The following is a 23,512-nucleotide window of genomic DNA, read 5'->3' as shown; positions in this document are numbered from 1 at the left end:
GGAGCGGAGGCCGTCCATCACATCACGTCAGATGCGCTCAAACGGTTGGGTGCCGACTGAGATCAGCCAACCCTCAAGCGGCGGCCCAGCGAATTCAACGGGCGACGCGTCTCGATCAACGGGGCGCTAATGATCGCAACCCCCAAGCACGATGCAATCGCGATAAGCGCCGCCGCAATCGAGATTGAAACACTTGAGTGAATCTGAACCTGCGCCGCACCATAGATGAAAAGCATTATGGGGAAATGAGTGACGTAGAGTGTATAAGAGAAATTTGCCGCATGGCGTGGCCGCGACGAAACAGACCATGCACCTATCAATAGTAGGTGCAAAGCGCAGGCAGCGGCCAAGCCGAACAACAAATTGAAGATCACAATATAAAGAGCATTGATCTCGGCCGGCACTGTGACCTGCTGGAATGCCCATATATAGCCCCCCGCGCACCAGGCGACTCCCAAAAAAAGCACACCGCCGACCACGCTAGCTGCGCGAGGAAACTGCTGTCGCCAATTGTGCATCAGGGCCACAATTCCGCCAGCGAACCAGATGGGAGCGAACGCGAGAAACATCTTGTTTGTCGAGCCCAAGGCAACGAGCAGTGCCCCTGCGATAAACACTCCGTATTTCGTACGCCAAGCGATCAGGCCAGCTGCGACATAATACCAGACTTCGTATGACAGACTCCATAAAGGACCATTCGCAGCAATGTTGTCGATCGTGAATCCGTTCAGGAAAAACAGCGCGCCGACGAAATTGGCCAACCCAACCTCGAAACCGTCCCGTACGACAAAACCGCCCTGCAATTCGAACATCTCGCTCCCGGTAGGGAAAACGAGAGGTGCGCCAGCATGCAATCCGGCGACAATCAGGAGAGCAAAGAGCAGCGGAGGATAAATGCGATCAAAACGATCCGCGGCATATGCTCGGATATCGAACCCTGCACCCGAGGAAAAATTCCGGGTGATCGATTTGGTGATCAGAAAACCGCTCAACACGAAAAACAGCATTACGGCGGCCTGGGCCATAAGCCCCATTACCGGGTAAAGGGCGCTTTCGACGGGCGCGATGAATATCTGGTTAGCGTGGCCGCATAAAACCGCGATAGCGGACATCCCACGCAGCGTGTCTAGCTGAGGCGATACATCATCGTCGATCTTGCGGTGCCGACTGAGCAACTCCCCGGCAAAAACCACAATCATCTCCCGACAGCATGTCATCCCGTATCGCAGTCGCGGGTGATCAGCAAACTTTCATCGACCAAGCGGCAGAGGTCCGCGTCGTCATTGACCTACGCCCATGGCACTGCACCGGTTTGAGCCGGAGGAAGTGGCAAGCTGATTGGGTTCAGAGCCTAGTTCAGAAATGACCGGCGATCGTGCGCACGGCGCTGGCAGCCGAGAAGTTGGCCCTGAACAGCTTCCGGCACCTTTCACCCAGATCCGTCGCCGCCAACGGTTCGCCTAGCAGCCGCTCGATCCGCTCGGCCAAATCGAACGCGCCGCCCGCTTCGCTCACCTCGCCCACGCCATTGTCGCGCACCATCGCGGCAAGGTCGTTGCCGGCATTGACATGCGCCAGAACCGGCAGTCCGCACTGCATGTAGGTGAGGAATTTACCCGGGATATTGTGCGATTTGTGTCGCGGGTCGAGCGAGACGATACCCGCATGGCACTGGCTGTAGAGATCCGGAATAGCGTCGGGATCAATCTCGTCGTGGAAAACCATATTGTCAATCCCGCGCGCCGTGGCCTCTCGCTTCAACCGTTCGCGCTCACTGCCGCGTCCCACCAGCAGGAAGCCGAGATCGGCGCGGTGTTTCAGCCGCCCGGCAGCGTCAAGGATCACGTCCATGTTCTGGGCGACGCCCATGTTTCCGGCATAGACAAGCACCTTGCGCCCGGCGAGCGCGGTCTCCGCGATCCGGATGGGGGAGGGCCGATTGCTCGGCGAATCAAGCCAGTTCGGCAGCACCTCCAGCGTCCGGCCCGGCTTGCGCTGCCAGTGGTCGAAATAGGCCAGGTTGCCCGCGGTCTGTACGCCGATCACATCGGCAACCGAATATTGATAGCGGGCAACTGCCTTGAAGAAGCCATAGATCGGGCCGCGCCCCATCAATTGCATGTCCGCGGCCCATTCAGGGAAGATGTCGCGGATGATCAGATAGGCCCTGCAGCCTGCTGCCCGCTTGAGCGCGTTGACCATCGGCCCATGAAAGATCGAGGGCGAATACCAGATAATCCCATCCCAGCCCCGAGAGGCGAGGGGACTGGCGTGCAGGCTGCGCAGCATGGCGAAGGGCATCGCCAATTCGGCCAGCGTGCGGCGCGCATAGCCGATATCCTTCGTCGCCGGCGCACGCAGGCGGAGCACCTGCGCCCCTTCGGCTTCGTCGAGTTGCCAGGGCTGATCGCGCGGCAGGCCAGGAGAGGGCAGCATGACCGTCAGTTCATGCCCCTGCCGCGCGAACTCCCGCGCCAGATCGCGCAGCTGGATCGCGCCCGAAGTCCTGAGAGGAGGAAAGGTGTCCGCGATCAGCGCCAGTCGTTTGCCCGCGCCGCTCAATATTTCTTCCACGTCACCCGGTTCACGTAATCAGTATAGGAATGGATCAGGCGGACCACCTTTTCGCTGACATTGGGCATGGCGTAATCAGCCACAAGGCGCAGGCTGCGATCCTCGCCTGAAGCCTGGCTATCGAGAATCGCCAGGCCCTGGCGCACCCGATCGACCGACAAGCCGACCATCATTACGGCGGCCTCTTCCATTCCCTCCGGCCGCTCATGCGCCTCGCGCAGGTTGAGCGCGGGGAAATTGAGGATGGAGGATTCCTCGGTGATCGTGCCGCTGTCCGACAGCACGGCCTTGGCGTGCATCTGCAGTTGCACATAGTCGAGAAAGCCGAGTGGCTTCATCAGGCGGATACCGGGGTGGAAGCTGGCCCCCGTCGCTTCCACCCGGTTGCGGGTGCGCGGATGGGTGGAGACGATTACCGGCAAACCATGGTCCTCGGCCACCGCATTCAGCAGCGCCACAAGCCCGGCAAAGCTTTCCTCGCCGTCGACATTCTCCTCGCGATGCGCGCTGACCAGGAAATATTCTCCGGCGTTCAGGCCGAGTTGCTGAAGCACGTCAGAGGTGCGGATCTGCGGCAGATAATGGTGCAGCACCTCATACATCGGGCTGCCCGTCTTGATCACCTGGTCGGGCGGCACACCCTCGCGCAGCAGATATTCGCGAGCGATCGAGCTGTAGGTGAGGTTGATGTCAGCGACATGGTCGACGATGCGGCGGTTGGTTTCCTCGGGCACGCGCTGGTCGAAGCAACGATTGCCCGCCTCCATGTGGAAGATGGGAATCTTGCGCCGTTTGGCCGCGATCGCGGCGAGGCAGCTGTTCGTATCGCCTAAAAGAAGAACCGCATCGGGCAGATGGTCCTGAATAGCCTTGTCCGTTGCCATGATGACGCGACCGATCGTTTCCGCGGCCGATCCGCCGGACGCCTCAAGGAAAATATCAGGCTGGCGAACGCCGAGCTGTTCGAAGAAAATCTGGTTCAGCTCATAATCGTAATTCTGGCCAGTATGCACTAGAATCTGTTCGCAGCTCTGATCGAGGCGAGCAATAATCCGCGACATTCTTATGATTTCAGGCCGCGTACCGACGATCGTCATGACTTTCAGTTTGTTCACTACCGCTCCTCGCCCATGCATATGAACGTCAAAATCCGCTGAAGTCATGGCCGCAGCGCTCGCAACGACCGGCTATGCCTCTGCTTCGGCCGATCGGACATGCTTCAGATAATCCCGATGCATTTCCCTTATCAGGTCAGGCCAGGCCGGAGGCACATATCCGGTTGCATTCCTAAACCGGATTGAGTCCAGCGACCTATCAATTTGGACCACTTCATCAGGAATGATCGCGATCCGTTTTTCATAAATCTCATTCACAAGGGCCAGCAAATCATTCTTGCTGATCGGGGTCGCGGACAAATGATACACGCCCAACAGGTTCCGGTTCTCGATTACAAAATCGCGGATAACCCGCGCAACTTCGATCGTCGGGAGCCCTGAGAAAATGGCTCTACTATAGCCTTTTACCGATCCCGTCTCGCCCAGAAACCAGTCGATAAGGCTATAGCGGCTGCCAAGCTCATGGCCGATAATGGATGTGCGGAGAGTAACCGCGTTCGGGTAGCTCGCTTCGCCAAGATATTTTGTTCTGCCATAAAGATCGTTTGCATCGGGAAAGTCGTTTTCGGAGTACATTCCGGCACGGCCCGAAAAAACGCAATCGGTGCTCATATGGATAAGCCTTGCCCCCGCCGCCGTGCAATACCGGGCAAGGCGGTGAGGCAGCATGGCATTGACTGCCAAGGCCGTCAGTGGATCTTTTGCGGCATCATGCTGCTTGATGATCCCCACGCAATTGATGACAACCGACGGCGCGACTTTGGCGAACACCGCCGCCAAGGCCGCGTCGCTCACGACGTCCACGTCCTGGATCAGCCTGTCACGCTGTTCGGGTGTGAAATAATGAGTCTTCGAAGCAGAACGAAGCGTGCCGAATGCCGAGTAACTGGGATCATCCACGAATAGACGGAATACGGCGTTACCCAGCATTCCACCGGCGCCAAGTACCAAGACTACTCTATCATCGGCGTGCATTCTACGAGCGGCTCCAGCTGGATTGTGCCTCTACCATCGGCACTTTTATAGCGAAAAACGAACGAAACTATTCCTCCGGTTCCGCATAATCACCGCGCATGAGTGCCTGAATGAAGCGCAGCTTTTTCAGCAGTGCCTGCATGCCCTGCAGATCCAGCCTTGTGGTATTATGCGAATTATAATCGCTTGCCTCGGAAATACGCGTTTCGCCCTGTTCAAAAAATTTCCCGTAGTTCAGATCGCGCAGGTCTGGCGGAATGCGATAATAGTCCTGCAGATCCTCGGCGGCAGCCATCTCCTCACGGCTCAGCAGAACCTCGAATAGCTTCTCGCCATGGCGGGTGCCGATCGTGTTGATCGGATGGCCGGGCGCACCCAGCAACTCGGTGAGCGCGCGCGCCAAGGTCGCAATCGTGGCGGCAGGCGCTTTCTGGACGAAGATATCGCCCGGATTGCCATGCTCGAAGGCATAAAGCACCAGGTCGACCGCATCGTCGAGCGTCATCATGAACCGGGTCATTTCCGGATCGGTGATGGTGATCGGCTGTCCCGCGCGTATCTGGTTGGTGAATAAAGGAATGACCGACCCGCGCGAGGCCATGACGTTGCCATAGCGCGTGGCGCAGATCACCGTGCTTTCGGTGACGCGCGACTTGGCAACGACGACCTTCTCCATCATCGCCTTGCTGATGCCCATGGCGTTGATCGGATAGACCGCCTTGTCGGTGCTGAGGCACACCACCCGCTTGACGCCGCAATTGATCGCTGCCTCAAGCATATTTTCGGTGCCGAGCACGTTGGTCTTGACCGCTTCGAGCGGATAGAATTCGCAGCTGGGCACCTGCTTCAGCGCGGCGGCGTGGAAGATGAAATCCGCCCCGCGCACTGCATTCAACACGGACTGGTAATCGCGTACGTCGCCGATGTGAAATTTCAGCTTCGAGTGATTGTACCTCTTCCGCATGTCGTCCTGTTTCTTCTCATCGCGGCTGAGAATGCGAATTTCGCGCAGGTCGGACTCCAGGAAGCGGCGCAGCACGGCATTGCCGAAGGAGCCGGTTCCGCCGGTTATCAATAGAACTTTATCTCTAAATATCATTCGCTTACTTCCGTTTGATTGCGCCTTGCGATCTCTTGGAACATCCTCAGATTGTCCTGCCGCGTCTTGTCGCAGGAGGCATGGTTCCTGGCGTATCGCAGGGCATCTGTCCGCCGCTCCTGCTGTTCGGCATTCGTCAATTGCGCAACTGTCTCTATCTGCGCACGCCAGGCGTCGATATCGTTCAGCGAAAGTCGTATGACGGCTTTGGTCGCGTTCGGCTCCCACGGCGTCTGATCACTTACCAGCACCGGCGTGCCAGCGCTCAGTGCTTCGAAAATCACATGGCCAAAATTCTCTCCATGGGTCGGGAAGGCGAAGAGATCACCCTCGGCGAATGCATGCCTTACCTCGTCTGGCCTAAGCTCCCCAAGATACTCCACGGCAATATTCGGTGGCATATCGTCGATCATTGCTTGGCACCGTTGCCAGTATGCAACATCCTCGATCGGCCCATAAATCCATAATATTATCCGGCTGGAGAGTCCTTTCAGAATATCAAGCAATCCCTTGAGGTTTTTCTTTGGACTTATCCGCGACACAAAGACCAGTCGTACGATGCCTGCCGTCTTTTCTACATCAGGCACGGCGGTTGCCTCTACCATTTCGACCGGATCCTCGGCCGTGAATATACGTGATTCCGCCCGCGGGAAATGCCGCAGGATATCCTGCTGCTCTTCTTTGGTGGAGGCGTGCCACCACACTCTGCGGTACAGGCCCAGCACGCGAGCAAGCACCATGAATAGGCGCTTCTTATATTTCTTGAGCGCGAATGCACCGGGGGAAAACTCACCCCGAGGGGCAAGCAGGATGGGTTTGCCAAAAGGCTTGGCCCAGTTCCGAACCACAATAGCGATCGACCCCTTGACGCTAAAGAAACTGTTCAGGTAAATGATACTCGCATCGGACGTACATATTGCCTGAGACAAGGCGGGCAGCCCGAACATGGCTTCTGTCGCATAAAATACCCGCCCATGCGGATAGAAAGCCCATTCATTGCTCGTAATATTGTCGTAACGTTCTTTGCAGCCTAAGTCCCTGTCTCTCGTCAAATAAGAGAATGTGACCGCGCCGCCGAGCAGCAGCGGAATGTTCTTGAGCGTCCGGATAGGTCCTCCGGCCTTGAATCCGGGAAGAAAATAGTCGGACACGCAAAGAACTTCAATCGGCGTCATATCTACCTGTTTCACGCGGTGATTGGCTCGCTCAGGTGTCGGGCCCTTGCCGACAACTGCATATAAACCTGCTCCGCCAACTCGCCAGCCTTGCAGGCCGGCAGCATCAGGTTAAGGCTGCCCGGCAACGTTGCCAGATAATAGGCGCTGGCAAAATCCTGATTATACTGATCGTTCCACTCGGGGGGCGTGGCGAGCCTTTCTTGGAGGATGCTGCGCAATCGCGCGGGCTTATCGATCTTCGTCACCCCCTTATGAAAACCAAAAAAGACCGTTCCGAAGAGGAAGACCTGCTTCTTCAGGAGCAGCGCCTCATATCCGACGGTACTGGTGAGTGTGATCACCCCGACCGACTGCTTGATCAACTGCTTCGTCGGTTCGTTTGGGCCAAGGAGTCTGACGTTGGGGAGGCGACGGATACGCCGGTAGAAGTCGCGTGTCGGATACGCCCACGCGCTGACATGGTCCTTGACATACAGGCGCGTACCCTCAGGAAGGCTGAAAGCGATGTTCCGGATCACCTCATATTCGTTGAGATAGGCCCCGGCGAGAATGGAAGTGGACGCCTCTGGATGGAAATGCATCGGGTAGAGGAGGAAATGTTCGCCACTGACCGGCTTGCCATACAACCGCGTCACATCCCGCGCGCGAACGCGCCGCTTCAGATTGCGCAAAAACAGACTGGCGTGGGTGCGTAGCGGATTGCCTGCCTGGAAGGCAGCCGTCCGGCTGTCAAAGGCATGCCGCGCAAGCGACCGAATTTTCTTCAGCCTGTCGCGCCGCAAATAACGGCTCACGATCGCAATGCGCTCAAGTCCGTTGATCTTCATGTAATCAGGGGTAATATTTTCGATCCCATCGATATAGTCGCGCACCCACTGGCGCACTATCGGCTCTACGATCACCCTACCCGCTTGAATTTCGTGGAATAGTCGCTCAGTCTCGTTGTCTGCCAGCGGGTCGGCGGTCAGCGAGAAGCGACCCGGCAAGCGGGAACCGCTCAAGCCCCAGTATCGCACCCCTCTGCTCTGGGCGACGAACAGCGCGTAATGCGCGAAGCTGTTCGACACGCCTTCATACAGCACCGTGTCGATCGCATGCTTCTCAAAAATCCAGTCAAAATAGGTGAGCAGGGCGCTTTTAAGACGATCAAAATAGTCGATATCGGCTTTATCGCCCCAGATGCCATAGGCTTCTGCGCGCTCGAAATCGGAAAGCAGCGCGCCGTTGAGGTCGAACGCAGCATAGCGATGCAGGATCGCGCGATCAGTCCGATGGTCCATGAAAAAGGCGGAGAAATCGTAGATCCCATCAAAACCCACAGCGTCTAATCGATTTTCTTCCCGCGAGAATGCACAGTCCACCGCCACGAAGACGCGCGCGCCGTCCCGCATGAACATGGAACTTAAAGCATTGAAAAAATTAAAGTAATTTGGTCCGTTATTCGATAACAAGAGGATGTTCATTCGTCAGCCCAATCTCTGATGGCATCAGGCTGTATCGCCGTGTTCATCGCCACGTCCCGCGTCAGTTTCGCACCGACCACACTATCCATGTGCTTGGGTGCCAGCCCGAAGCCCGGCCGTACGCTGCGCACCGCATCGGCGGTGATCGTCTCGCCGGCCTTCATGTCCCTCACGAAATAGAGCGAGCGGCGGAACTGTACGTTGCCCTGTTCGCTCGATTTGCGACCGTAATCTACTTTGCCCAGCGCGGCCCACGCGGTTTTCGTGCCGGTGCACAAAGCCGCCAGTTCAGCTGGCTCAAGAGAGAAGCTGTCGTCCGGCCCCCCGCCGTTGCGATCCAGGGTGAAGTGCTTCTCGATGATCGAGGCCCCAAGCGCCACGCTCGCGATTGCGGTGGTATTGTCCAGCGTATGGTCAGACAGGCCAGTAACAAGACCGTGGCGCGCTACCATGTCGGGTAGGGTGCGCAAATTATAGTCTTCGGCCGGCGCAGGATAGCCACTCACGCAATGCAACAGGGCAAGCTGGGTACAGCCGCCCGCGCGCGCCGCTTCCACAGCCTCGGCGATTTCCTCCGCGTCTGCCATGCCGGTGGAGATGATCATCGGCTTGCCGGTTTGCGCGGCATAACGAATCAACGGCAGGTCCACCGCCTCGAACGAGGCTATCTTGTAAGCGGGTGCACCCAAATCCTCGAGCATGTCGATGGCAGTGGTGTCGAACGGGGAACTGAAGATGGTGATGCCCGTTTTCCGGGCATGATCGAACAAGGGCTTATGCCATTCCCAGGGCGTGTGCGCCCATTCATATAGCTCGTAAAGAGTGCGCCCCGCCCATAATCCGCCCTGGATCTGGAAATCGGGCAACGTACTCCGAAGCGTGATCGTATCGGGGCGATAGGTCTGTATCTTCAGCGCGTCGGCGCCCGCCGATTTCGCGGCATCGATGATGCGAAGGGCCTGATTAAAGTCACCATTATGGTTGGCGGACATTTCCGCTATCACATAGGGAGCATGTGCGCCGCCGATCTTTCGGCCCGCAATCGCGATTTCAATTGTCATCCTGCCCCTCCAGCGTCAGCACATAACGGCGACCTCTATGGTGGAAATATGCGGGGAAGCGTTGTGGATCGCAGACCCGGATAAGGTCGAACTGTTCCGCGATTGTCTTGTGTGGGTCGAGCTCGCTATCACGGCGTTCGCGCCGGCGATAATAGGAACTGCCCGAGGACGATTGCGGCGCAGGGACGATTTGATCGAAATTCTCGATCGCAAAGGCCATGAGGTTGATCTCAGCTTCGAACAAAAGATCGTTGATCTCGTGCCAGAGCGCGTGTCGGGGCACAGGAATATAATGATGTTTCCAGATTGGTCCGCTATCGACGGGGTCGGCCGCTTCGATCAACGAAAGCGTGATGCCTTCAGCGCCGCCAATCAACTGCCAAATATGAGGACTCCAACCGCGCCCCTCGGGCAGAGCGCTGGCGTGCAATACCAAACTCGCCCGATATCTCGCGCGGTCTGCGGCGCTCACAAGCTCGCTGCACGAGATCAAAAACAGCAAGTCGCCGCCCAATGCTTCCTGCTTCCTGCGCACCAGTTCGACTGCAACGCCATCCTTCACCGTTGCCATCCAACGGCTTATGTACGCATTCACCGGATGAGCGGCGTCGCTGCACAAAATCGTCACCTTCACTGCAATCGCCTCGACAATTCTGCGGCTATTCGGTCGGCACCAAATCCATCGGTTATCAAGCTCGCGATCCGGCTTTGTTCGGCCAACTGGCCCGAGCTAACACCATCCTCGAAATCCCCAAAGGCCTTTGGCAGCGTTTCATCATCTGCGCAAACCGCGGCGCCAACCTGCGCCAGCTGGGCCGCAATACCAGTCTGATTCTCCGCCAGAATGAATTGAATCGTCGGCAGGCCCAGGCAGCATCGCTCCCACGAAGTTCCTCCCGCCGCGCCGATCGCCATATCACTTCGGGCCATCAGCCTCGCCATGTCATCAACCGCTACCAGCACCTTTGTGGGCACGGGCATCAGCGCCCCCTGAGCCCTCACATCGGCTAGCCAGGGCGCGTGCGCGCCCATTATCACGGTTATCCGAAGCGTGGCGGGGAGTGAACAACTGCTCAAGGCAGCCAGGACGCGCCCTGTCGCATTCCCTTTGTCGACGCCGCCCATAGTGATCAGCAGTTGGGCTAACCTCGGGCTATGCCGGCGAGCGAGGCTTTCCCCCCGTAAGGCGGCAAATTCCGGGCGTAACAGCGCAAACTGCGGCCCCAGAAGAGTTGCAGCGCCCATCGGCAGCAGGTTCCGATAATCCGAGACGGTACGACCGAGGCTTGGATCGAGCAGCAGGTCGCAATCATGCGCGCGATCGGCCAGGTCGTCCATGACCATGAGACGACCGCATATCGGGCGTAGCGCCTCTTCCCAGCGTCGATCGAGCGCGTAATGATCGACGACGAGCCAGTCGAAGCGTTCGCCGGTTGCCAGTGACAGCGTTTCCTCGGCATCCCGTGTCCAACCCAGGCCAAGCCATGCTGCATGGAACGTGTCGTCCGCCCGCGCCACAAACGATGCCGGCAGGGGCGGCAAGGCGCGGACCTCATGCCCGCGCGCGCGAATCTGCTCCAGCAGATGTCCGCGATGCGGACGGCAAACGAAAACGCAATCGCCGCCCTGCGCGCGCAGGGCATCGGCCAGCGTCAGGCAGCGCATGACGTGTCCGGTGCCGATCTCCAGCGAGGCATCGGTGCGGAAAGCGATTTTCATCCGGCCTGCGAGGCTCCACATTCCTTCCGGAAACCGAGCGCCTTCAGGTTCATGCCGCTATTGGTACCAAATTCACCGGCGCGGAAGGCTTCCTGCTCGGCGTTATCGCTCATCCTGGGGCTCTCCCCTGTTTAAGCCAATGTAATCCATCATTATTTCCGCACGGCGCCAATCCTCTAGCGTGTCGATGTCCTGCACCCTATGCTGCGGCAGGATGATCGGCGTTGAGCTGGCGAAGATCGCCCGCTCCTCGCGCCAGGCTTCTGATTTCCCCCAATAGAACTGGCCAGCGTCGTGATAGGCCTCCTCGAGATCCTGGGAGCGGACCAGATACTGGCCGGGATTTATCATTTCCAGCTGCCCCGCGCGGATCCGGTAAGCCCGCTGGATCGGCGCGGGGAAGGCAGTGACGGTCATGGCATAGTCGGTGCCGCCGGCGATCAGCGTCTTCAAGCCGGCGCGTAAATCCTCCGGCTCGATAAAAGGCGCCGTGGCGTAAATGCAACAGCAATGATCGGTTTCGACGCCGTTCGCAGCGCACCAGTCCAGCGCGTGCTTCACCACCGCAGCCGTGGGCGCGAAATCGTCGGCAATCGAGGCGGGACGCAAAAATGGTGTTTCGGCACCATATTCGCGCGCGACCTCCGCGATCGCGGCATCGTCGGTGGACACCAGCACGCGCTCGAAGCAGCCGCTCTTCAGGGCAGCCTCGATCGACCAGGCGATGATCGGCTTGCCGCGGAACGGGCGGATATTCTTGCGCGGGATGCGCTTGCTGCCGCCGCGAGCCGGGATGACGGCCACCCTCATGCCACTATCGCTTCGCGCAACACCTCGACGACAAAATTCTGGTCGGCCTCGCTGAGCGAGGGGTGCATGGGGATGCTGATCGCCTCGCGATAATATTGTTCGGCTTGCGGGAAATCGCCTTCCTTGAAGCCGAACTGTCGATAATAAGGCTGCGTGTGAACCGGGATATAATGCAGGTTTACTAGGATATCCCGGTCGCGCATATATTCGAACACCTCGCGCCTGCCGGTGCCGATTCGGTCAAGCTGCAGACGGATCACGTATAGGTGGTAGGCGGAATGTGAATCCGGGTGCTGCCAAGGCAGCGTGATGGGCAGGTCGGATAGCAGCTGGCCATAACGCGCGGCGATCTCGTGCCGCCGCGCGACGAATTCAGTGAGCCGTTTCAACTGGCTAACGCCCAGTGCGGCCTGCATGTCGGTCATGCGGTAATTATAGCCCAGCGCAACCTGCTCATAAGACCAGGGGCCGTCTGGCGCTGCGGTCATCAGCTCGGGATCGCGGGTGATGCCATGGCTGCGCAACAGGCCGAGGCGGACGGCAAGGGCATCATCATTGGTGAGCGCCATGCCGCCCTCCGCCGTGGTGATGATCTTGACGGGGTGGAAGCTGAAGATGGTGATATCGCTGTAGCGGCAATTGCCGATCGGCTCGCCGTTGTAGGAGCCGCCGATGGCGTGCGAGGCGTCCTCGATGATGCGAAAGCCGAATTTCTGGCCGAGGGCGTGGATCGCTGCCATGTCGCACGGTTGGCCGGTAAGGTGGACGGGGACGACCACCTTCGGCAGCTTACCGGCCTTCCCGGCCTCGACGAGCTTCGCCTCAAGCGCGTCCGCCGACAAATTATAGGTCTTCGGGTCGATATCGACGAAATCCACCTGGGCACCGCAATAGCGTGCGCAATTGGCCGACGCCACGAACGTGTTTGGCGTCGTCCAGAGCCAGTCCCCGGGGCCAAGATCCAGCGCCAGACAGGCAATGTGCAACGCAGAAGTGGCGCTGTTGACGGCGATTGCATGGCGCGCGCCAGTTACCGCCCTGACACCGTCCTCGAAGTGCTGGATCGTAGGCCCCTGGGTGAGGTTCACGGAGCGCAGGACGCTAATGACTGCGTCTATGTCGCCCTGGTTGATGTCCTGTTGGCCGTATCGAATTACCATTGAAATCGAACCGCTTTCAAAGAAGGTTGGGCTGCCGCTGCAACACCGATCGAGACCAGCGTTACGGCACCGAAGTGTTTTGACATGAACCGGGAGCCCATCAACGCGCGCCGAAACCTGTCAGCATCGTTCTGATCGTCCGTCCCACGATGATAAGATCGATCCACAGCGAGAAATGCTTGATGTAGTAAAAATCGAAATGCAACTTGTCGGCGACATCGGCGACATCAGCGACGTGGCCTTGGTGGACCTGCGCCCAACCGCTGATCCCTGGGCGCACAATATGACGATAGGGATAGAATGGTATCTCGCGCTCGTACCATTGCGACAGCACCAGCGCCTCGGGCCGCGGCCCAATCCATGACATTTCCCCCCTCAGCACGTTGATCAGCTGGGGAAGTTCGTCAATCCGGCTCTTGCGCAGGAAACGGCCGACGCGGGTGATCCGCCGGTCCTCGCTCTTGGTGACCGCTGCATCAATGTCCTCGGAGGCCGCACCGTCGCCTTCGATCGACAGGGGAGCGAACGTCATGGTCCGCAGCTTGAATACCTGAAACGGCTTGCCGCGATAGCCCACCCTCGTCTGGCGGAAGATCGCGGGACCCGGGGAATCGAGCCTGATGACAGCAGCCACGATCATAAGGAACGGTGCAAGTATCACCCCGGCAATCAGCGCGAGCACCCAATCGGTAATGCACTTGATCCGCATCCACGCATAAAGCGGATGGAGCGTGCCAAGGCTGTTCTCAGCCAGATGTTTGATCTGAACCTGACCGGTGAGCGACTCCTTGAGGTGCTTGAGGTCGTAGACCGGCACCCCCTTCAGAGCGTAGGCCGCAAGGCGGCGCTCCCATGCGTCTGACAGGTCGCTCCACAAATCGACGCTGATCGCATCAATTTTCCGGACATCGCTGTCGGGATCGTCGAGGATGTACCACTCAACATGGGGCATGGCAGTGACATCTTGATAATGACCCACGGGCACCACGCCGACACGCAGCCGTGTCGTGCGCCGCAGAGCTGCGTAGAGAACCGACAATAATATCAGGCTGGTCGCAAATGTGCTGGCAATCAGAAACCGGCTATAAGGCACCCGCAGCATCAGCAGAATGAGCATCAGCAACCCGTAGGACACCGCCAGGCTGGGAAAGATATAGGACGATTCCTCGACGCCGGGGTAGCGCCCCAGGCTCTTCATAAGAATTATTCCCGATATCGATGCCACAAAACATAAAAAACTTGTTGTTATAGCTATTTTATGATCAAAATATCCAGAAATTGGAAAATATATTAACAAAATAGTTTGAGTTATTATTGACATAAATATTATAAACATTTGATACCTCTTCCTAAGAAAAGAAATATTTCTTGGGAAAAAGGCGTCCATTTGATTTACTGTCCCAAACCAATTATTAATATGCGATTATTCAATATAGATTGTTAATTCAATTGTTTATCCACACCCCTGGTGAACCGCCCTGCCTGCATATAAATTGGACCGATCCCGCTACGGGGGCTTCATTATAAAGAACGTCCCCTGTGATCCATTCACCCATAGCAGGCGGGCTCTTTACAGAACAAGCCCGGCGATTGTCGATGAAAGGGACAATATCGTTGACATTAGCCACCGTGTAGAGGCTCGGCTCTAGATAGCGGGTAACGCGCCCGGCTTTGGCCTGTACACCATGGGGATGAAGTACGAGGCGTAGCGATGTCATCCGCGCCTGCAGGTGGATGGCCAAGGTCATCAGACACCACTCGCCATCGCGCCAGGCTTTGGAAAAGTCATAGGTGACATAATCGCGCGAACTGCCCGACGTTTCGCCGTTCACCCACATGCTCACATAGGGGTTAGCAAGTGGGCCACCATCGGGCTGGCGCTTAAACAACCACGAAGCGACCACCCATTCATCCACCTCGCCTGCAATCGTGCAACGATACTCGACATGGGTCTTGGTCGATGTGCGAAATGTCCACGCGGGCATGGCCATGCCTGTCTGGGGATTGGTTTCGCGTTCCACTCTCCCAGCCTGCCCCGCCACCTGTCCTGCCGCCTGTGCGAGTATAGGCGGGCGCACCGACCAGTTCACGCCGTCCAAACGGTCCATCCGGCAAAAACCATACTTGCCGCTATCAACCGCGTTCTTGAGCATGCTCGCCTCTGTGCCCCCGGTCAGTGGACCGGCAAGCTTGTGCACGACATAGGGCCAGTAGGGATCGATGCACGTGCCCAAGCCACAGAATTTGAGCAGCACCTTGTGATCGACACGGCCGTGATCGAGCACGCCATAATTGTTCGGCCCCACCGCATAGGGGCCGAGGATGCTGAGCAATTGTATACAGGCATCACCAGCATTGGCTTCGAAATAATTGCCCCTCACCGAGACGTCCCGGTACGCGCCGAACACGAAAACGGCATCGCGCGTCGCTTCGAGGATGTTGCTCTCGATCGTCACATCGTGTCCGGAAATCGAAATGCCGCCTTGCCCCGGCAGATAGCCGTTCTGCCCGGCCTTGTTGTTGGTGAAGCGAAAGCCGTTGAACTGCGTCTTGTCCAGGCTCCGTACGATCCAATGGTTGCGGTTGATCACGCAATCGTCAATCAGCACGGCGCCCACAGCCTGTTCCGCTCCATGGCCCTTGTAGCTGTCGAATGCCGAGCCGAAGCCGTGGATACCAATCCGGTGGAAGGTATATCCATAAGGAAAAGCGCTCTGCAGCTCCCAACCAAATGCCGCTTCAGGGTGCCCTTCGTCCTCAAGCGTGGCCAAATTGAAATCTTGCGCGCAGAAAGCCCCGCCGCCGGGCCTCGAGACAACGAACCGGATCGCATTGCGGCCTCTGTGCATGGGTACGAGAGTGGATGGGCAATTCATCCCAGGGCCGAATTTGCCAGGATAGACCCTGCGCGTGCCCGTTCCCACGATGCGAATGGCATCATGCGCGATCACTATCTCGCGCGTCACCTTCGAAGCACCGTGCGGAAGATGCAGCGTGCCTCCGCCGATAAAGCCGAGATAGTTGAGCGCGGCCTCCCAGGCGTCGCTGTCGTCGGACGCATCGGCTATCGCGGAAAATCGCGCCACATCGAATTTCGCCCCGAACCAGGCGAGATGGATGCCTCCATTCACGGCCCGCTTCCAAACACCCCGCGCACCGGCGGGATCTCCTTGTTGCGCGACGTGTATCGCCCGCTTGGGGTCCGCGCGCACGGCCTTGGTAAAATCACCGGCTTGCCAATGAAAAACCCCTTCGCGCCCTTCCTCGAGCAACAAGACGGGGCCCTGCGCCGGATCGCGAACAAACAGGCCATCGATATCGGCGGCGGCGGCCTCTCCTGCTGCCAGCATGGCGGCCCCGCCCCCCGCAGCGCCTGCCAGCGCGCTAAGCGAAGCGCGCCTAGTCAGACCGTCATTCAAGCGAAGCTCCCTATCACTCTAACCGTTACCGCAACGCCAACCGCCATCGCCATTTTGCAGCTGTAATCACGCTTCGGACTTGTGAAAACCCTCTTACTTGCCGCAAGGGGGGATAATGAGACTTGGACATGCTGACAGCCCCGCCGAGCAACCGCAGGGGCGCACCGAAAGGCTGGGAGGCAAGCGCGCCACCATCATGGCCGCGGCCGTCGGGGTCGCAGCCTTCTTTTTTTATAGTTTCATTCTCTATGCCTATTATTATGGCGATCCGGCATATTATCAGAGATACTATGATTCACTCATTGGCCGAGATGTGATCTGGGCGCTGCTTTCGCAGTTCGATTACCTCGGAAGCTCAGAAGTCATTTATCCGGTCGTGGCCTGGATCGGCTCGAATGCAGGCATCGAACGCTATATCCTCATGGCTGCGTTCGACGGTCTTATGTATGCGGCCCTGTTCCTCGTGCTGAGAATGTATCGCTGCAATCCGATCTTCATCGCGCTGTGTCTCACGAACTTTTACGTGATCGTCCTAGCGACTTCTGCCGAGCGACTAAAATTCGCTTATATCTGCTTCTTCCTGGCGCTGCTAGCGATTGGGCGGCTCAAGCTGGTGTGGCTCGCTATGGCCCCACTGGCGCATTTCCAGTCGCTTATCACCTACGGCTCCCTCTTCATCTGGCATTTCTTCACCCGCCTTTCAGCAAGGACCAAGGCAGCTATCGGCGCATTTGCCCTTATCGGCACGGGGGCAGGACTCTACTTCTTCTACGGCGCGCTGGTCGGCAAGTTTATGAGCTATCAGGGACAGGGCGGCCTGCTCGACATTCTGTCCGGCCTCGCGCTTTTCAGCGTCGCTCTAGCTATTTCCCCCAACCGACTAAAAGTGTTGGCAACCCTTGCCCCGCTGATCGTTATCACGTTTATCCTAGGAAGCGACAGGATGAACATGGTGGTATTCACTACCTTTATCTATATCTGCTTGGTAGAAAATAAAACTCGGCACCCTACGGTTCTGCTCATAATGTCATATTTTTCCGTCAAGGCATTAGGCTTCTGCCTCAACGTCCTAGAATATGGGCACGGCTTCGCCTGATCTATGGCGCGTACCGCTGGAGCAGGGCATACTTGGTTTGGAGGCACTGCGGTGAAAATCGCTTCCCTTCAGCCAAGGCATGTGGGTATGGGAAGCAAGGGTTCGCCACACACGCCGTGTGGCTTTCATAGGAACGAAGCCTCGTTCGCGGATGATGCTGAATTATGGCGAATCAGGCTAAGCGTTCGGTCATCAAGTTAAACGAATCCGTGCTCCGCAATCAATCTGATAAGATCCAAGGCGGCCACGCGAGCACGCTTCAAGAACGTCAATTTGTATGACCTTGCCACCTCAACTCTTTCGGAAGCTCGACGCGCCAGCAATAGGCCATGCTTCTGACGCCCCGCAAAAAAATCTTCGGCTATCGACCGTTATAAGCTTTGTCCTGACCGCTCTGCTGCTCGGCGGCAAATTCCTATTCGTGGTCGCGCTGGCCAAATGGACATCCCCTGCCACGGTGGGTGTCTATGCGCTGATAATGACAGTTGCAACTCTACTGGTCTGTTTGATTGGGCTAGAGCTTCACAGTTACACAACGCGCGAAATCGTCTCGTGTGATGATCGCGGCGAACAGGCATATCATCTGCAAAGCCACTTCCGCATCGTCCTCTTAATGTACGGCTTATCATTACCATTCGCGTTTTGCATCTTCATATGGACCGGCATTGGCGGGCATTTTTCCTTTGCACTGTTTGCACTCGTTCTACTCGGAGAGGCTCTGTGCCAGGAACTGGGCCGCTATCTTATCATCCTGTCGAAACTGATCGCGAGCCGGTTTCTGCAACTGCTGCGGAGTGCCATGTGGATGCCCGCCGCAGTTTTGCTGATCGCACAGCCAAACACAGGCGGATCTTCCCCGATCAACAGCGTCTTGATCTGCTGGGCGATAGGCACCATAGTCGCAGCCGCCTTCGGCCTGTGGCACATTCGGAAGCTAATCTCGCCACTGCAACCGTTCAACGCTGGCTGGGGACGTCAGGCGTTCGGCATTACGCGCAACTATTTCGCGGTTGCGCTGCTCGCCCAGGCGCAAGGCTATGCCGACCGCTTCATCATTCAATTCACTCTGGGCGAGGCTCAAGTCGGGCTTTTGTCCTTTTACCAAAGCTTTGCCAACACGCTGTTGGCCTTCGTGCAAACCGGAGTGGTCGCATTTTTGCTGCCACGTCTCCTGCAGGCGGTGCGCCAAGCGGATGATGCCTCGGCAACTGCCATTCGCCGCCGCATGTGGCTTGAGGCGATCGCGCTTGCCCTGGCTCTCTCGCTGGGCCTAATCATCGCCATGCCGTTGGCGCTCGATCAACTGCATCGGCCGGAATATGCGGCGGTCCTGCCGATCTTTTATGCCTTGCTGTTCGGCAATCTGCTTATAATCGCAGGTTTGGTGCCGCATTTCCAACTCTACGCTGAAAGGCGCGATGCGTTGCTGATGCGAATATCGGTGATCACCACGCTGTTCGCCATACTCGGTAATCTGGTCGCGGTGCCGATGTTCGGGCTGCCTGGAGTGGTAACGGTGTTCATGGTGACAGCGGCGGTGCAACTGGCGCTGAAAGTCTTTTTCGCCCGGCGTGCGATCACGGAAGGAAGGGGAGTTTTATGTTGAAGTCGGTCGTAACCGCCGCTCCTTTTTCCTGGATTAGCAGCAGCCTTGACCTGTTCGATCACTATTGGCGAGCATGGCGAACCTATTGCCGGATACGCGCCTGGTTTCCCAAGTCGCACGACTTATCCTTCTCACTAACAACGCAATTCAAGTATCGCGAAAATATCCGCATCGGGGATCATGTAAGGATCGGACCCGGCGTAATCGTCGGGGCACATGCTTCAGTGGTAATGGAAGATTATGTCCGTATATCGCAAAACGCATTGATCGAGACGGCGGGGCTCGACCTCGATCAGCCATTACCCTACCCGCATGTCTCGCGCCCCATCCTCTTGAAGCGCGGTGCGTGGATAGGCGCCGGGGCGATTGTGCTTGGCGGTGTGACCGTTGGGGAAAATGCGGTGATCGGCGCAGGCGTTATCGTCTCGCGTGACGTTCCTTCCGGCACGATCCTAGTGGGCCAGCCGCCGCGCAATCTTGATCGGCGAGTGGGCGCGTGAAATATATGCCAAGCGTGAATGTGAATTTGGGCTGTGCTACTCCGACCCACATTAGCAGGCGGCTGGCAATTTGACACCGCAGCCTAACGAGAGGTTGAAGGAAATAGGTAATGACAGCGCCTTACGCCACCCGTCGCCGTGCACCGCTATCTATCCACGTCTTTCATCAGCTGCAACAACGCATTCGCCCTTCGCGGTTGCGTCGCCGGCTGGCAACATGGCTCGCCGCGACGCGGCCGCACGCAGATCGCCAAGGTGAGGCAGATGATGTAGCCGCGCTTAAGATAGACGGGTTTGCAATGCTGGAAAATCTGGTCGACCGCGCATGGGCCGAACAGATACGGGCGCTTCTGGAACAAAGGCAATGTCGAGACCGCTGGCGCCCCGAACTGGGGTACTTCGCCCATGATGCGGCCCCCCTCCAAACGCATGTAGCCGATATCGACGATGTGATCGACATTCCCGAGATCCTCGAACTGGCTAATCACCCCCGCGTGATCGGCGCGGTCAGCAGCTATTTTGGCTGCATGCCAACGATCGACAGCATTAAGGCGTGGTGGTCACTGCCAGGATGCGACGAAGCGGAAAATGAGCAATATTATCATCGTGATAATGACTCGATCCGCTTTCTCAAGCTCTTCGTTTATCTGACCGATGTTAACGAGGATTGCGGACCACATGTGTTCGTGCGCCACACGCATGAGCGCGATGGTTGCCTCGAACGCCGTCGTTATAGGGATGATGAGGTCGAAGCAGAGTTCGGTGTTGAAAATATACGGTATTTCACCGGATCAGCAGGGACTGCATTCCTGGAGGACACCTATGGCGTACACAAGGGGAAGCTTCCGGTAGGAGAAAGGCGCTTACTTCTTCAAGTTCGCTATACGATTATACCGTCAATTTTCATGTCGCGCCGACGAAGATCCCATCCTGATATATTTTCATCGTACATCAACAGGTTTATTTAACGATATTAGATCGTCTTCATCTGATTGGCCCCATACTGCCAATCAGCACCGAATAGGAAAGATGGCGGATGTTCCGTGTGGTTCAAGCCACACGGATATTCTGACCGTTCCAGCACTTCAATTCGCCTTGCTCCCCGACCGGGGCTCTCACCATATTTCTTGAGCGCGCCGTTGAACGCCTCTGCATCAGCGTCGGCAGGCTGCGGTCCTGGCGGTATGCGAGCATCGCAACCGGTATTTCCGTAGCCATCCGGTGAAGGCCGCAGCGTAGCGTTGGTCAGGCGGCGATGAGGGCTCGTCCGCGTTGCCAGTTCCATATACGACACTCCCCGGTTTGCAATGGGTTTCGTTATGGTGGCAAACTGGTCGGGTGCGGTCATGTATTCGGCCCGTCGATGCAGCCGATGAACGACCGCTGGCCCTGATGAAGTCCGCGAACCTACTCCGAATCAAGGCGCCGCGCATGAGGCGCTTGGAACTGGACGGGTGTGGTAGGTTCCCGGCACAACCGGTCTGCCATCATTTCACGATCACCCTCTGCAAATTCATCTCACGCCGCGAGCGCCGGCGCCCTCCTTTGGAATTCGCGATCCTAGGTTAGCACCGCCCAGTGATGCGGGCAGTCTTGTTCGCCATCGCTACCGCCGCGACCTTTGCCGGGCGGCGCGCCAGAACATTCGCCAGCCAGTTTTCCGGGGTCGATTTGCCGCGCGCATAGCGGATTAGGGCGCGGGACGAGACGACGAGCAGCTTTCGTATACAGCTGTCGCCCCATTTCGTAATCCTGCCGAGGCGAGCCTTGCCTCTGGTCGAAGTCTGTAGTGGCACCAAACCGAGCCATGCCGCGAACTGTCGCCCATTCTGAAACTGCCTGCCGTCGATCACTGATGCAACGATCACCGAGGCGGTGATCGCCCCGACGCCCATGATGGTCTTGAGGCGCAGGCTGGCCTTGCAGGCGCGATGCCACGCGACAATCTGCCGATCCAGCACGGTGAGCCTGCCCATCGCTTCCTTAAGCTGACCGATGAGAAGGAGCGTTGCTGCGCGGGCAAGGCCGGGAAGACGGTTCGCTGCCCCCTCGACATGCGCGACGAGATCGGTGAGACCCGTCCGGCCGCCCGGCGCCTTGATGCCGAACTCGCTAAGTTGCGCGCGAAGCGCGTTGATGAGCATCGTCTTCTGACGGATCAGGAGCTCTCGCGTCCGATGGAGCATCAACACCGACTGCTGCTCTTCCGATTTGATCGCTACGAAGCGCATCGTCGGTCGGCTTACCGCCTCGCAGATCGCCGCCGCGTCGGCGGCATCGTTCTTCTGTCTCTTGACGTAGGGCTTGACGTACTGTGGCGGCATCAACCGAACGTCATGGCCGAGCGCGGCGATCTGGCGCGCCCAATGGTGAGCGCCCGGACATGCTTCGAGGCCGATGAGGCATGGCGCCAGCTTTTGCAGATAGGGCAAAACCTGACCACGTCGGAGCTGGCGCGAAACCAAGAGCTTGCCGTCAGCGCAAACACCGTGGATCTGAAAGACGTTCTTGGCGATGTCGATTCCGATCGTTGCAATGGTCATATTGCCCTCCTTGGTGGAACGCCTACTCTCCGGTTGGATCCGGGGAGTGTCCACACCATCAGGGCAGCAGCTGATCGAGCTGGCGGATTGGATGCCCGGCGATGCGAGCGAGCACATCGGCGAGCTAGGCTTGTGGATCCAAGTTATTGAGGCGGGCCGTTTATGCCGAGCGACAGACTATGCCGCATGGGCTGAGATTTCCATGCATATCGCGATGCTTAGGAGCCGTCGGCTCGGCATAGTTTTCGGTCCGTGGCGGGACCAAGGATTAGCCCGAGGCCTCAAGATTTTGTGATGGGGCGACGCAATTGGTGTCCGGTGACATGACGCACATGATCCATGAGCGATCGCAGCAGCCTCTGCACTTCATCGGGTGTGAAGCCGCCATCGTTCAGGTGGGGGCTATCGATCAGATGGCGGCGGTTCCATTTCCAATAGGGTGACAGGACTTGCATCAAGCGCGCGGTCTCGGCGCACTCGTAGCCGAGGCCGCTGGCATTGGCGTAGGCGAGCGATCTGTCGACATGGAGCCCGATGTTGCGGGCGCACCAGGCATCGGGAAAGCCTACGTCGAGCAGATGGGATGACAAGGCGAGTTGGGCGACGATGCCGGAAGAATAAAGGAAGTCGGACCAGTCCCCCGGGGCTCCGGGTCCAAGGGGGAGCATAAAGTCTTCCGCTCGCCGATAGCGTGCGCGGCTCAGGTCGCGCCCTTCACCTGTCCGCTGAAGCTGGACTGGCTGAGCATCACAGGTTCTGCACAATGCCGCATTGCGGGAGTTGGCCAGTGGCCTGCCAGGCAGGCTACGTTGAGATGAGACGGGGATAAGGTTGTCCATTGTCACTTCCGGTCCGCATCAGGGCGGTTACGCGGAACGAACGAGACGGATGCGGTGCAATCCCGAACTCCCGCACGCTAGGCGCGGGAGCCGCCGGAGCTGGTAACATGCCAAAGACATGCGCCGCCGCCTTTGGCCCGAAGGCTTGGACATGCGCGACGACACCCCGGAAACCGAAGTGTCCGAGCTTGCTTCTCTGGCGGGATTACCAGTCCCGGCGCTGCCCTTTGCACAGCGCATCAAATAGATAACAGAGGCGAGTCCGCACGCCAACCTATAGCGCGTCGAGGAAGCGAGCAGCCGGTCACCAGGCTTATAGCGTCCACCCTTCTTGCCATTGAACGGCTTGATCCTG

Annotated in this window: 20 protein-coding genes and 2 pseudogenes; 4 read left to right on the top strand and 18 right to left on the bottom strand. The window is 57.9% G+C overall.

Annotated elements, in window-relative coordinates; all coding sequences use genetic code 11:
* Positions 1-62 precede the first annotated feature (62 nt).
* The 14 genes from ACFB49_RS20470 to ACFB49_RS20405 all read right to left on the bottom strand — a co-directional run bounded on the left by ACFB49_RS20470 (position 63) and on the right by ACFB49_RS20405 (position 16,504).
* Positions 63-1,193 carry an acyltransferase family protein gene (locus ACFB49_RS20470; protein ID WP_380873307.1) on the bottom strand — a complete coding sequence of 377 codons (1,131 nt, stop codon included), beginning with the start codon at positions 1,191-1,193 and terminating at the stop codon, positions 63-65.
* Positions 1,194-1,356: 163 nt separating this feature from the next.
* Positions 1,357-2,562, bottom strand: coding sequence for a glycosyltransferase family 4 protein (locus ACFB49_RS20465; protein ID WP_380873305.1), 1,206 nt, complete (start codon positions 2,560-2,562; stop codon positions 1,357-1,359).
* Positions 2,559-3,689, bottom strand: coding sequence for a non-hydrolyzing UDP-N-acetylglucosamine 2-epimerase (gene wecB / locus ACFB49_RS20460; protein ID WP_380873303.1), 1,131 nt, complete (start codon positions 3,687-3,689; stop codon positions 2,559-2,561). Before wecB ends, ACFB49_RS20465 begins: the two co-directional genes overlap by 4 nt.
* A gap of 72 nt (positions 3,690-3,761) precedes the next feature.
* Positions 3,762-4,664 carry a dTDP-4-dehydrorhamnose reductase family protein gene (locus ACFB49_RS20455; RefSeq protein WP_380873302.1) on the bottom strand — a complete coding sequence of 301 codons (903 nt, stop codon included), beginning with the start codon at positions 4,662-4,664 and terminating at the stop codon, positions 3,762-3,764.
* 67 nt (positions 4,665-4,731) lie between these two features.
* Positions 4,732-5,739 (bottom strand): polysaccharide biosynthesis protein, encoded by a 1,008-nt coding sequence (locus tag ACFB49_RS20450; RefSeq protein WP_380873300.1) that lies wholly within the window; start codon positions 5,737-5,739, stop codon positions 4,732-4,734.
* Positions 5,740-5,759: 20 nt separating this feature from the next.
* Positions 5,760-6,938, bottom strand: a complete 1,179-nt coding sequence (locus tag ACFB49_RS20445) for a glycosyltransferase family 4 protein (RefSeq protein WP_380873298.1) — start codon at positions 6,936-6,938, stop codon at positions 5,760-5,762.
* Between the two features lie 11 nt (positions 6,939-6,949).
* A complete protein-coding gene (locus ACFB49_RS20440; protein ID WP_380873297.1) occupies positions 6,950-8,404 on the bottom strand; it encodes a hypothetical protein in 1,455 nt (484 codons plus the stop codon).
* Positions 8,401-9,465: a pseudaminic acid synthase gene (pseI, locus tag ACFB49_RS20435; RefSeq protein WP_380873294.1), complete on the bottom strand. Its 1,065-nt coding sequence runs from the start codon at positions 9,463-9,465 to the stop codon at positions 8,401-8,403. The genes ACFB49_RS20440 and pseI overlap by 4 nt, the downstream gene beginning before the upstream one ends.
* On the bottom strand, positions 9,455-10,099 hold the full coding sequence (locus tag ACFB49_RS20430) for a hypothetical protein (RefSeq protein ID WP_380873293.1): 645 nt from the start codon (positions 10,097-10,099) through the stop codon (positions 9,455-9,457). Before ACFB49_RS20430 ends, pseI begins: the two co-directional genes overlap by 11 nt.
* Positions 10,096-11,184 carry a UDP-2,4-diacetamido-2,4,6-trideoxy-beta-L-altropyranose hydrolase gene (pseG, locus tag ACFB49_RS20425; protein ID WP_380873291.1) on the bottom strand — a complete coding sequence of 363 codons (1,089 nt, stop codon included), beginning with the start codon at positions 11,182-11,184 and terminating at the stop codon, positions 10,096-10,098. The genes ACFB49_RS20430 and pseG overlap by 4 nt, the downstream gene beginning before the upstream one ends.
* A 102-nt stretch (positions 11,185-11,286) precedes the next feature.
* Positions 11,287-11,994: a pseudaminic acid cytidylyltransferase gene (gene pseF, locus ACFB49_RS20420; protein ID WP_380873289.1), complete on the bottom strand. Its 708-nt coding sequence runs from the start codon at positions 11,992-11,994 to the stop codon at positions 11,287-11,289.
* Positions 11,991-13,154, bottom strand: a complete 1,164-nt coding sequence (gene pseC / locus ACFB49_RS20415; protein ID WP_380873288.1) for a UDP-4-amino-4,6-dideoxy-N-acetyl-beta-L-altrosamine transaminase — start codon at positions 13,152-13,154, stop codon at positions 11,991-11,993. Before pseC ends, pseF begins: the two co-directional genes overlap by 4 nt.
* A 100-nt stretch (positions 13,155-13,254) precedes the next feature.
* Complete coding sequence (locus tag ACFB49_RS20410; RefSeq protein WP_380873286.1) at positions 13,255-14,352, bottom strand: sugar transferase; 1,098 nt, start codon at positions 14,350-14,352, stop codon at positions 13,255-13,257.
* Between the two features lie 247 nt (positions 14,353-14,599).
* The gene (locus ACFB49_RS20405; RefSeq protein ID WP_380873284.1) at positions 14,600-16,504 is read right to left on the bottom strand and encodes a hypothetical protein; all 1,905 of its coding nucleotides are present in this window, start codon (positions 16,502-16,504) and stop codon (positions 14,600-14,602) included.
* Positions 16,505-16,688: 184 nt separating this feature from the next.
* Here ACFB49_RS20405 and ACFB49_RS20400 point away from each other — a divergent pair, with 184 nt between their 5' ends.
* From ACFB49_RS20400 to ACFB49_RS20385, 4 genes are all read left to right on the top strand, one after another.
* The gene (locus ACFB49_RS20400) at positions 16,689-17,669 is read left to right on the top strand and encodes a hypothetical protein (RefSeq protein ID WP_380873283.1); all 981 of its coding nucleotides are present in this window, start codon (positions 16,689-16,691) and stop codon (positions 17,667-17,669) included.
* Positions 17,670-17,946: 277 nt separating this feature from the next.
* A complete protein-coding gene (locus ACFB49_RS20395) occupies positions 17,947-19,275 on the top strand; it encodes a lipopolysaccharide biosynthesis protein (protein ID WP_380873280.1) in 1,329 nt (442 codons plus the stop codon).
* Positions 19,269-19,775 (top strand): acyltransferase, encoded by a 507-nt coding sequence (locus ACFB49_RS20390; RefSeq protein ID WP_380873278.1) that lies wholly within the window; start codon positions 19,269-19,271, stop codon positions 19,773-19,775. The genes ACFB49_RS20395 and ACFB49_RS20390 overlap by 7 nt, the downstream gene beginning before the upstream one ends.
* 110 nt (positions 19,776-19,885) lie before the next feature.
* The gene (locus ACFB49_RS20385; protein WP_380873276.1) at positions 19,886-20,743 is read left to right on the top strand and encodes a phytanoyl-CoA dioxygenase family protein; all 858 of its coding nucleotides are present in this window, start codon (positions 19,886-19,888) and stop codon (positions 20,741-20,743) included.
* 5 nt (positions 20,744-20,748) lie between these two features.
* Here ACFB49_RS20385 and ACFB49_RS20380 read toward each other — a convergent pair whose 3' ends face one another.
* From ACFB49_RS20380 to ACFB49_RS20365, 4 genes and pseudogenes are all read right to left on the bottom strand, one after another.
* A complete protein-coding gene (locus tag ACFB49_RS20380) occupies positions 20,749-21,123 on the bottom strand; it encodes a hypothetical protein (RefSeq protein WP_380873275.1) in 375 nt (124 codons plus the stop codon).
* A gap of 212 nt (positions 21,124-21,335) precedes the next feature.
* Positions 21,336-22,318: pseudogene (locus tag ACFB49_RS20375) on the bottom strand (IS110 family transposase).
* A gap of 58 nt (positions 22,319-22,376) precedes the next feature.
* A pseudogene (locus ACFB49_RS20370) lies at positions 22,377-22,478 on the bottom strand (transposase domain-containing protein); the annotation flags it as partial.
* 121 nt (positions 22,479-22,599) lie between these two features.
* A complete protein-coding gene (locus ACFB49_RS20365; protein ID WP_380873274.1) occupies positions 22,600-23,157 on the bottom strand; it encodes a hypothetical protein in 558 nt (185 codons plus the stop codon).
* Between the last annotated feature and the right edge of the window lie 355 nt (positions 23,158-23,512).

This window comes from Sphingomonas sp. DBB INV C78, assembly GCF_042693015.1.
In the GTDB taxonomy this organism is placed as follows: domain Bacteria; phylum Pseudomonadota; class Alphaproteobacteria; order Sphingomonadales; family Sphingomonadaceae; genus Sphingomonas_E.
The sequence above is the reverse complement of the archived record's forward strand: the minus strand, read 5'-3'. Positions and strand labels throughout refer to the sequence as shown.

What these genes read in the sequence shown, in the direction of transcription:
- ACFB49_RS20455 (WP_380873302.1), bottom strand. Translation starts at nt 4,664, where the DNA reads ATGCACGCCGATGATAGAGTAGTCTTGGTACTTGGCGCCGGTGGAATG.
- ACFB49_RS20445 (WP_380873298.1), bottom strand. Translation starts at nt 6,938, where the DNA reads ATGACGCCGATTGAAGTTCTTTGCGTGTCCGACTATTTTCTTCCCGGA.
- ACFB49_RS20440 (WP_380873297.1), bottom strand. Translation starts at nt 8,404, where the DNA reads ATGAACATCCTCTTGTTATCGAATAACGGACCAAATTACTTTAATTTT.
- pseI (WP_380873294.1), bottom strand. Translation starts at nt 9,465, where the DNA reads ATGACAATTGAAATCGCGATTGCGGGCCGAAAGATCGGCGGCGCACAT.
- pseG (WP_380873291.1), bottom strand. Translation starts at nt 11,184, where the DNA reads ATGAAAATCGCTTTCCGCACCGATGCCTCGCTGGAGATCGGCACCGGA.
- pseF (WP_380873289.1), bottom strand. Translation starts at nt 11,994, where the DNA reads ATGAGGGTGGCCGTCATCCCGGCTCGCGGCGGCAGCAAGCGCATCCCG.
- pseC (WP_380873288.1), bottom strand. Translation starts at nt 13,154, where the DNA reads ATGGTAATTCGATACGGCCAACAGGACATCAACCAGGGCGACATAGAC.
- ACFB49_RS20410 (WP_380873286.1), bottom strand. Translation starts at nt 14,352, where the DNA reads ATGAAGAGCCTGGGGCGCTACCCCGGCGTCGAGGAATCGTCCTATATC.
- ACFB49_RS20405 (WP_380873284.1), bottom strand. Translation starts at nt 16,504, where the DNA reads ATGCTGGCAGCAGGAGAGGCCGCCGCCGCCGATATCGATGGCCTGTTT.
- ACFB49_RS20400 (WP_380873283.1), top strand. Translation starts at nt 16,689, where the DNA reads ATGAGACTTGGACATGCTGACAGCCCCGCCGAGCAACCGCAGGGGCGC.
- ACFB49_RS20395 (WP_380873280.1), top strand. Translation starts at nt 17,947, where the DNA reads ATGACCTTGCCACCTCAACTCTTTCGGAAGCTCGACGCGCCAGCAATA.
- ACFB49_RS20390 (WP_380873278.1), top strand. Translation starts at nt 19,269, where the DNA reads ATGTTGAAGTCGGTCGTAACCGCCGCTCCTTTTTCCTGGATTAGCAGC.
- ACFB49_RS20385 (WP_380873276.1), top strand. Translation starts at nt 19,886, where the DNA reads ATGACAGCGCCTTACGCCACCCGTCGCCGTGCACCGCTATCTATCCAC.
- ACFB49_RS20380 (WP_380873275.1), bottom strand. Translation starts at nt 21,123, where the DNA reads ATGACCGCACCCGACCAGTTTGCCACCATAACGAAACCCATTGCAAAC.
- ACFB49_RS20365 (WP_380873274.1), bottom strand. Translation starts at nt 23,157, where the DNA reads ATGGACAACCTTATCCCCGTCTCATCTCAACGTAGCCTGCCTGGCAGG.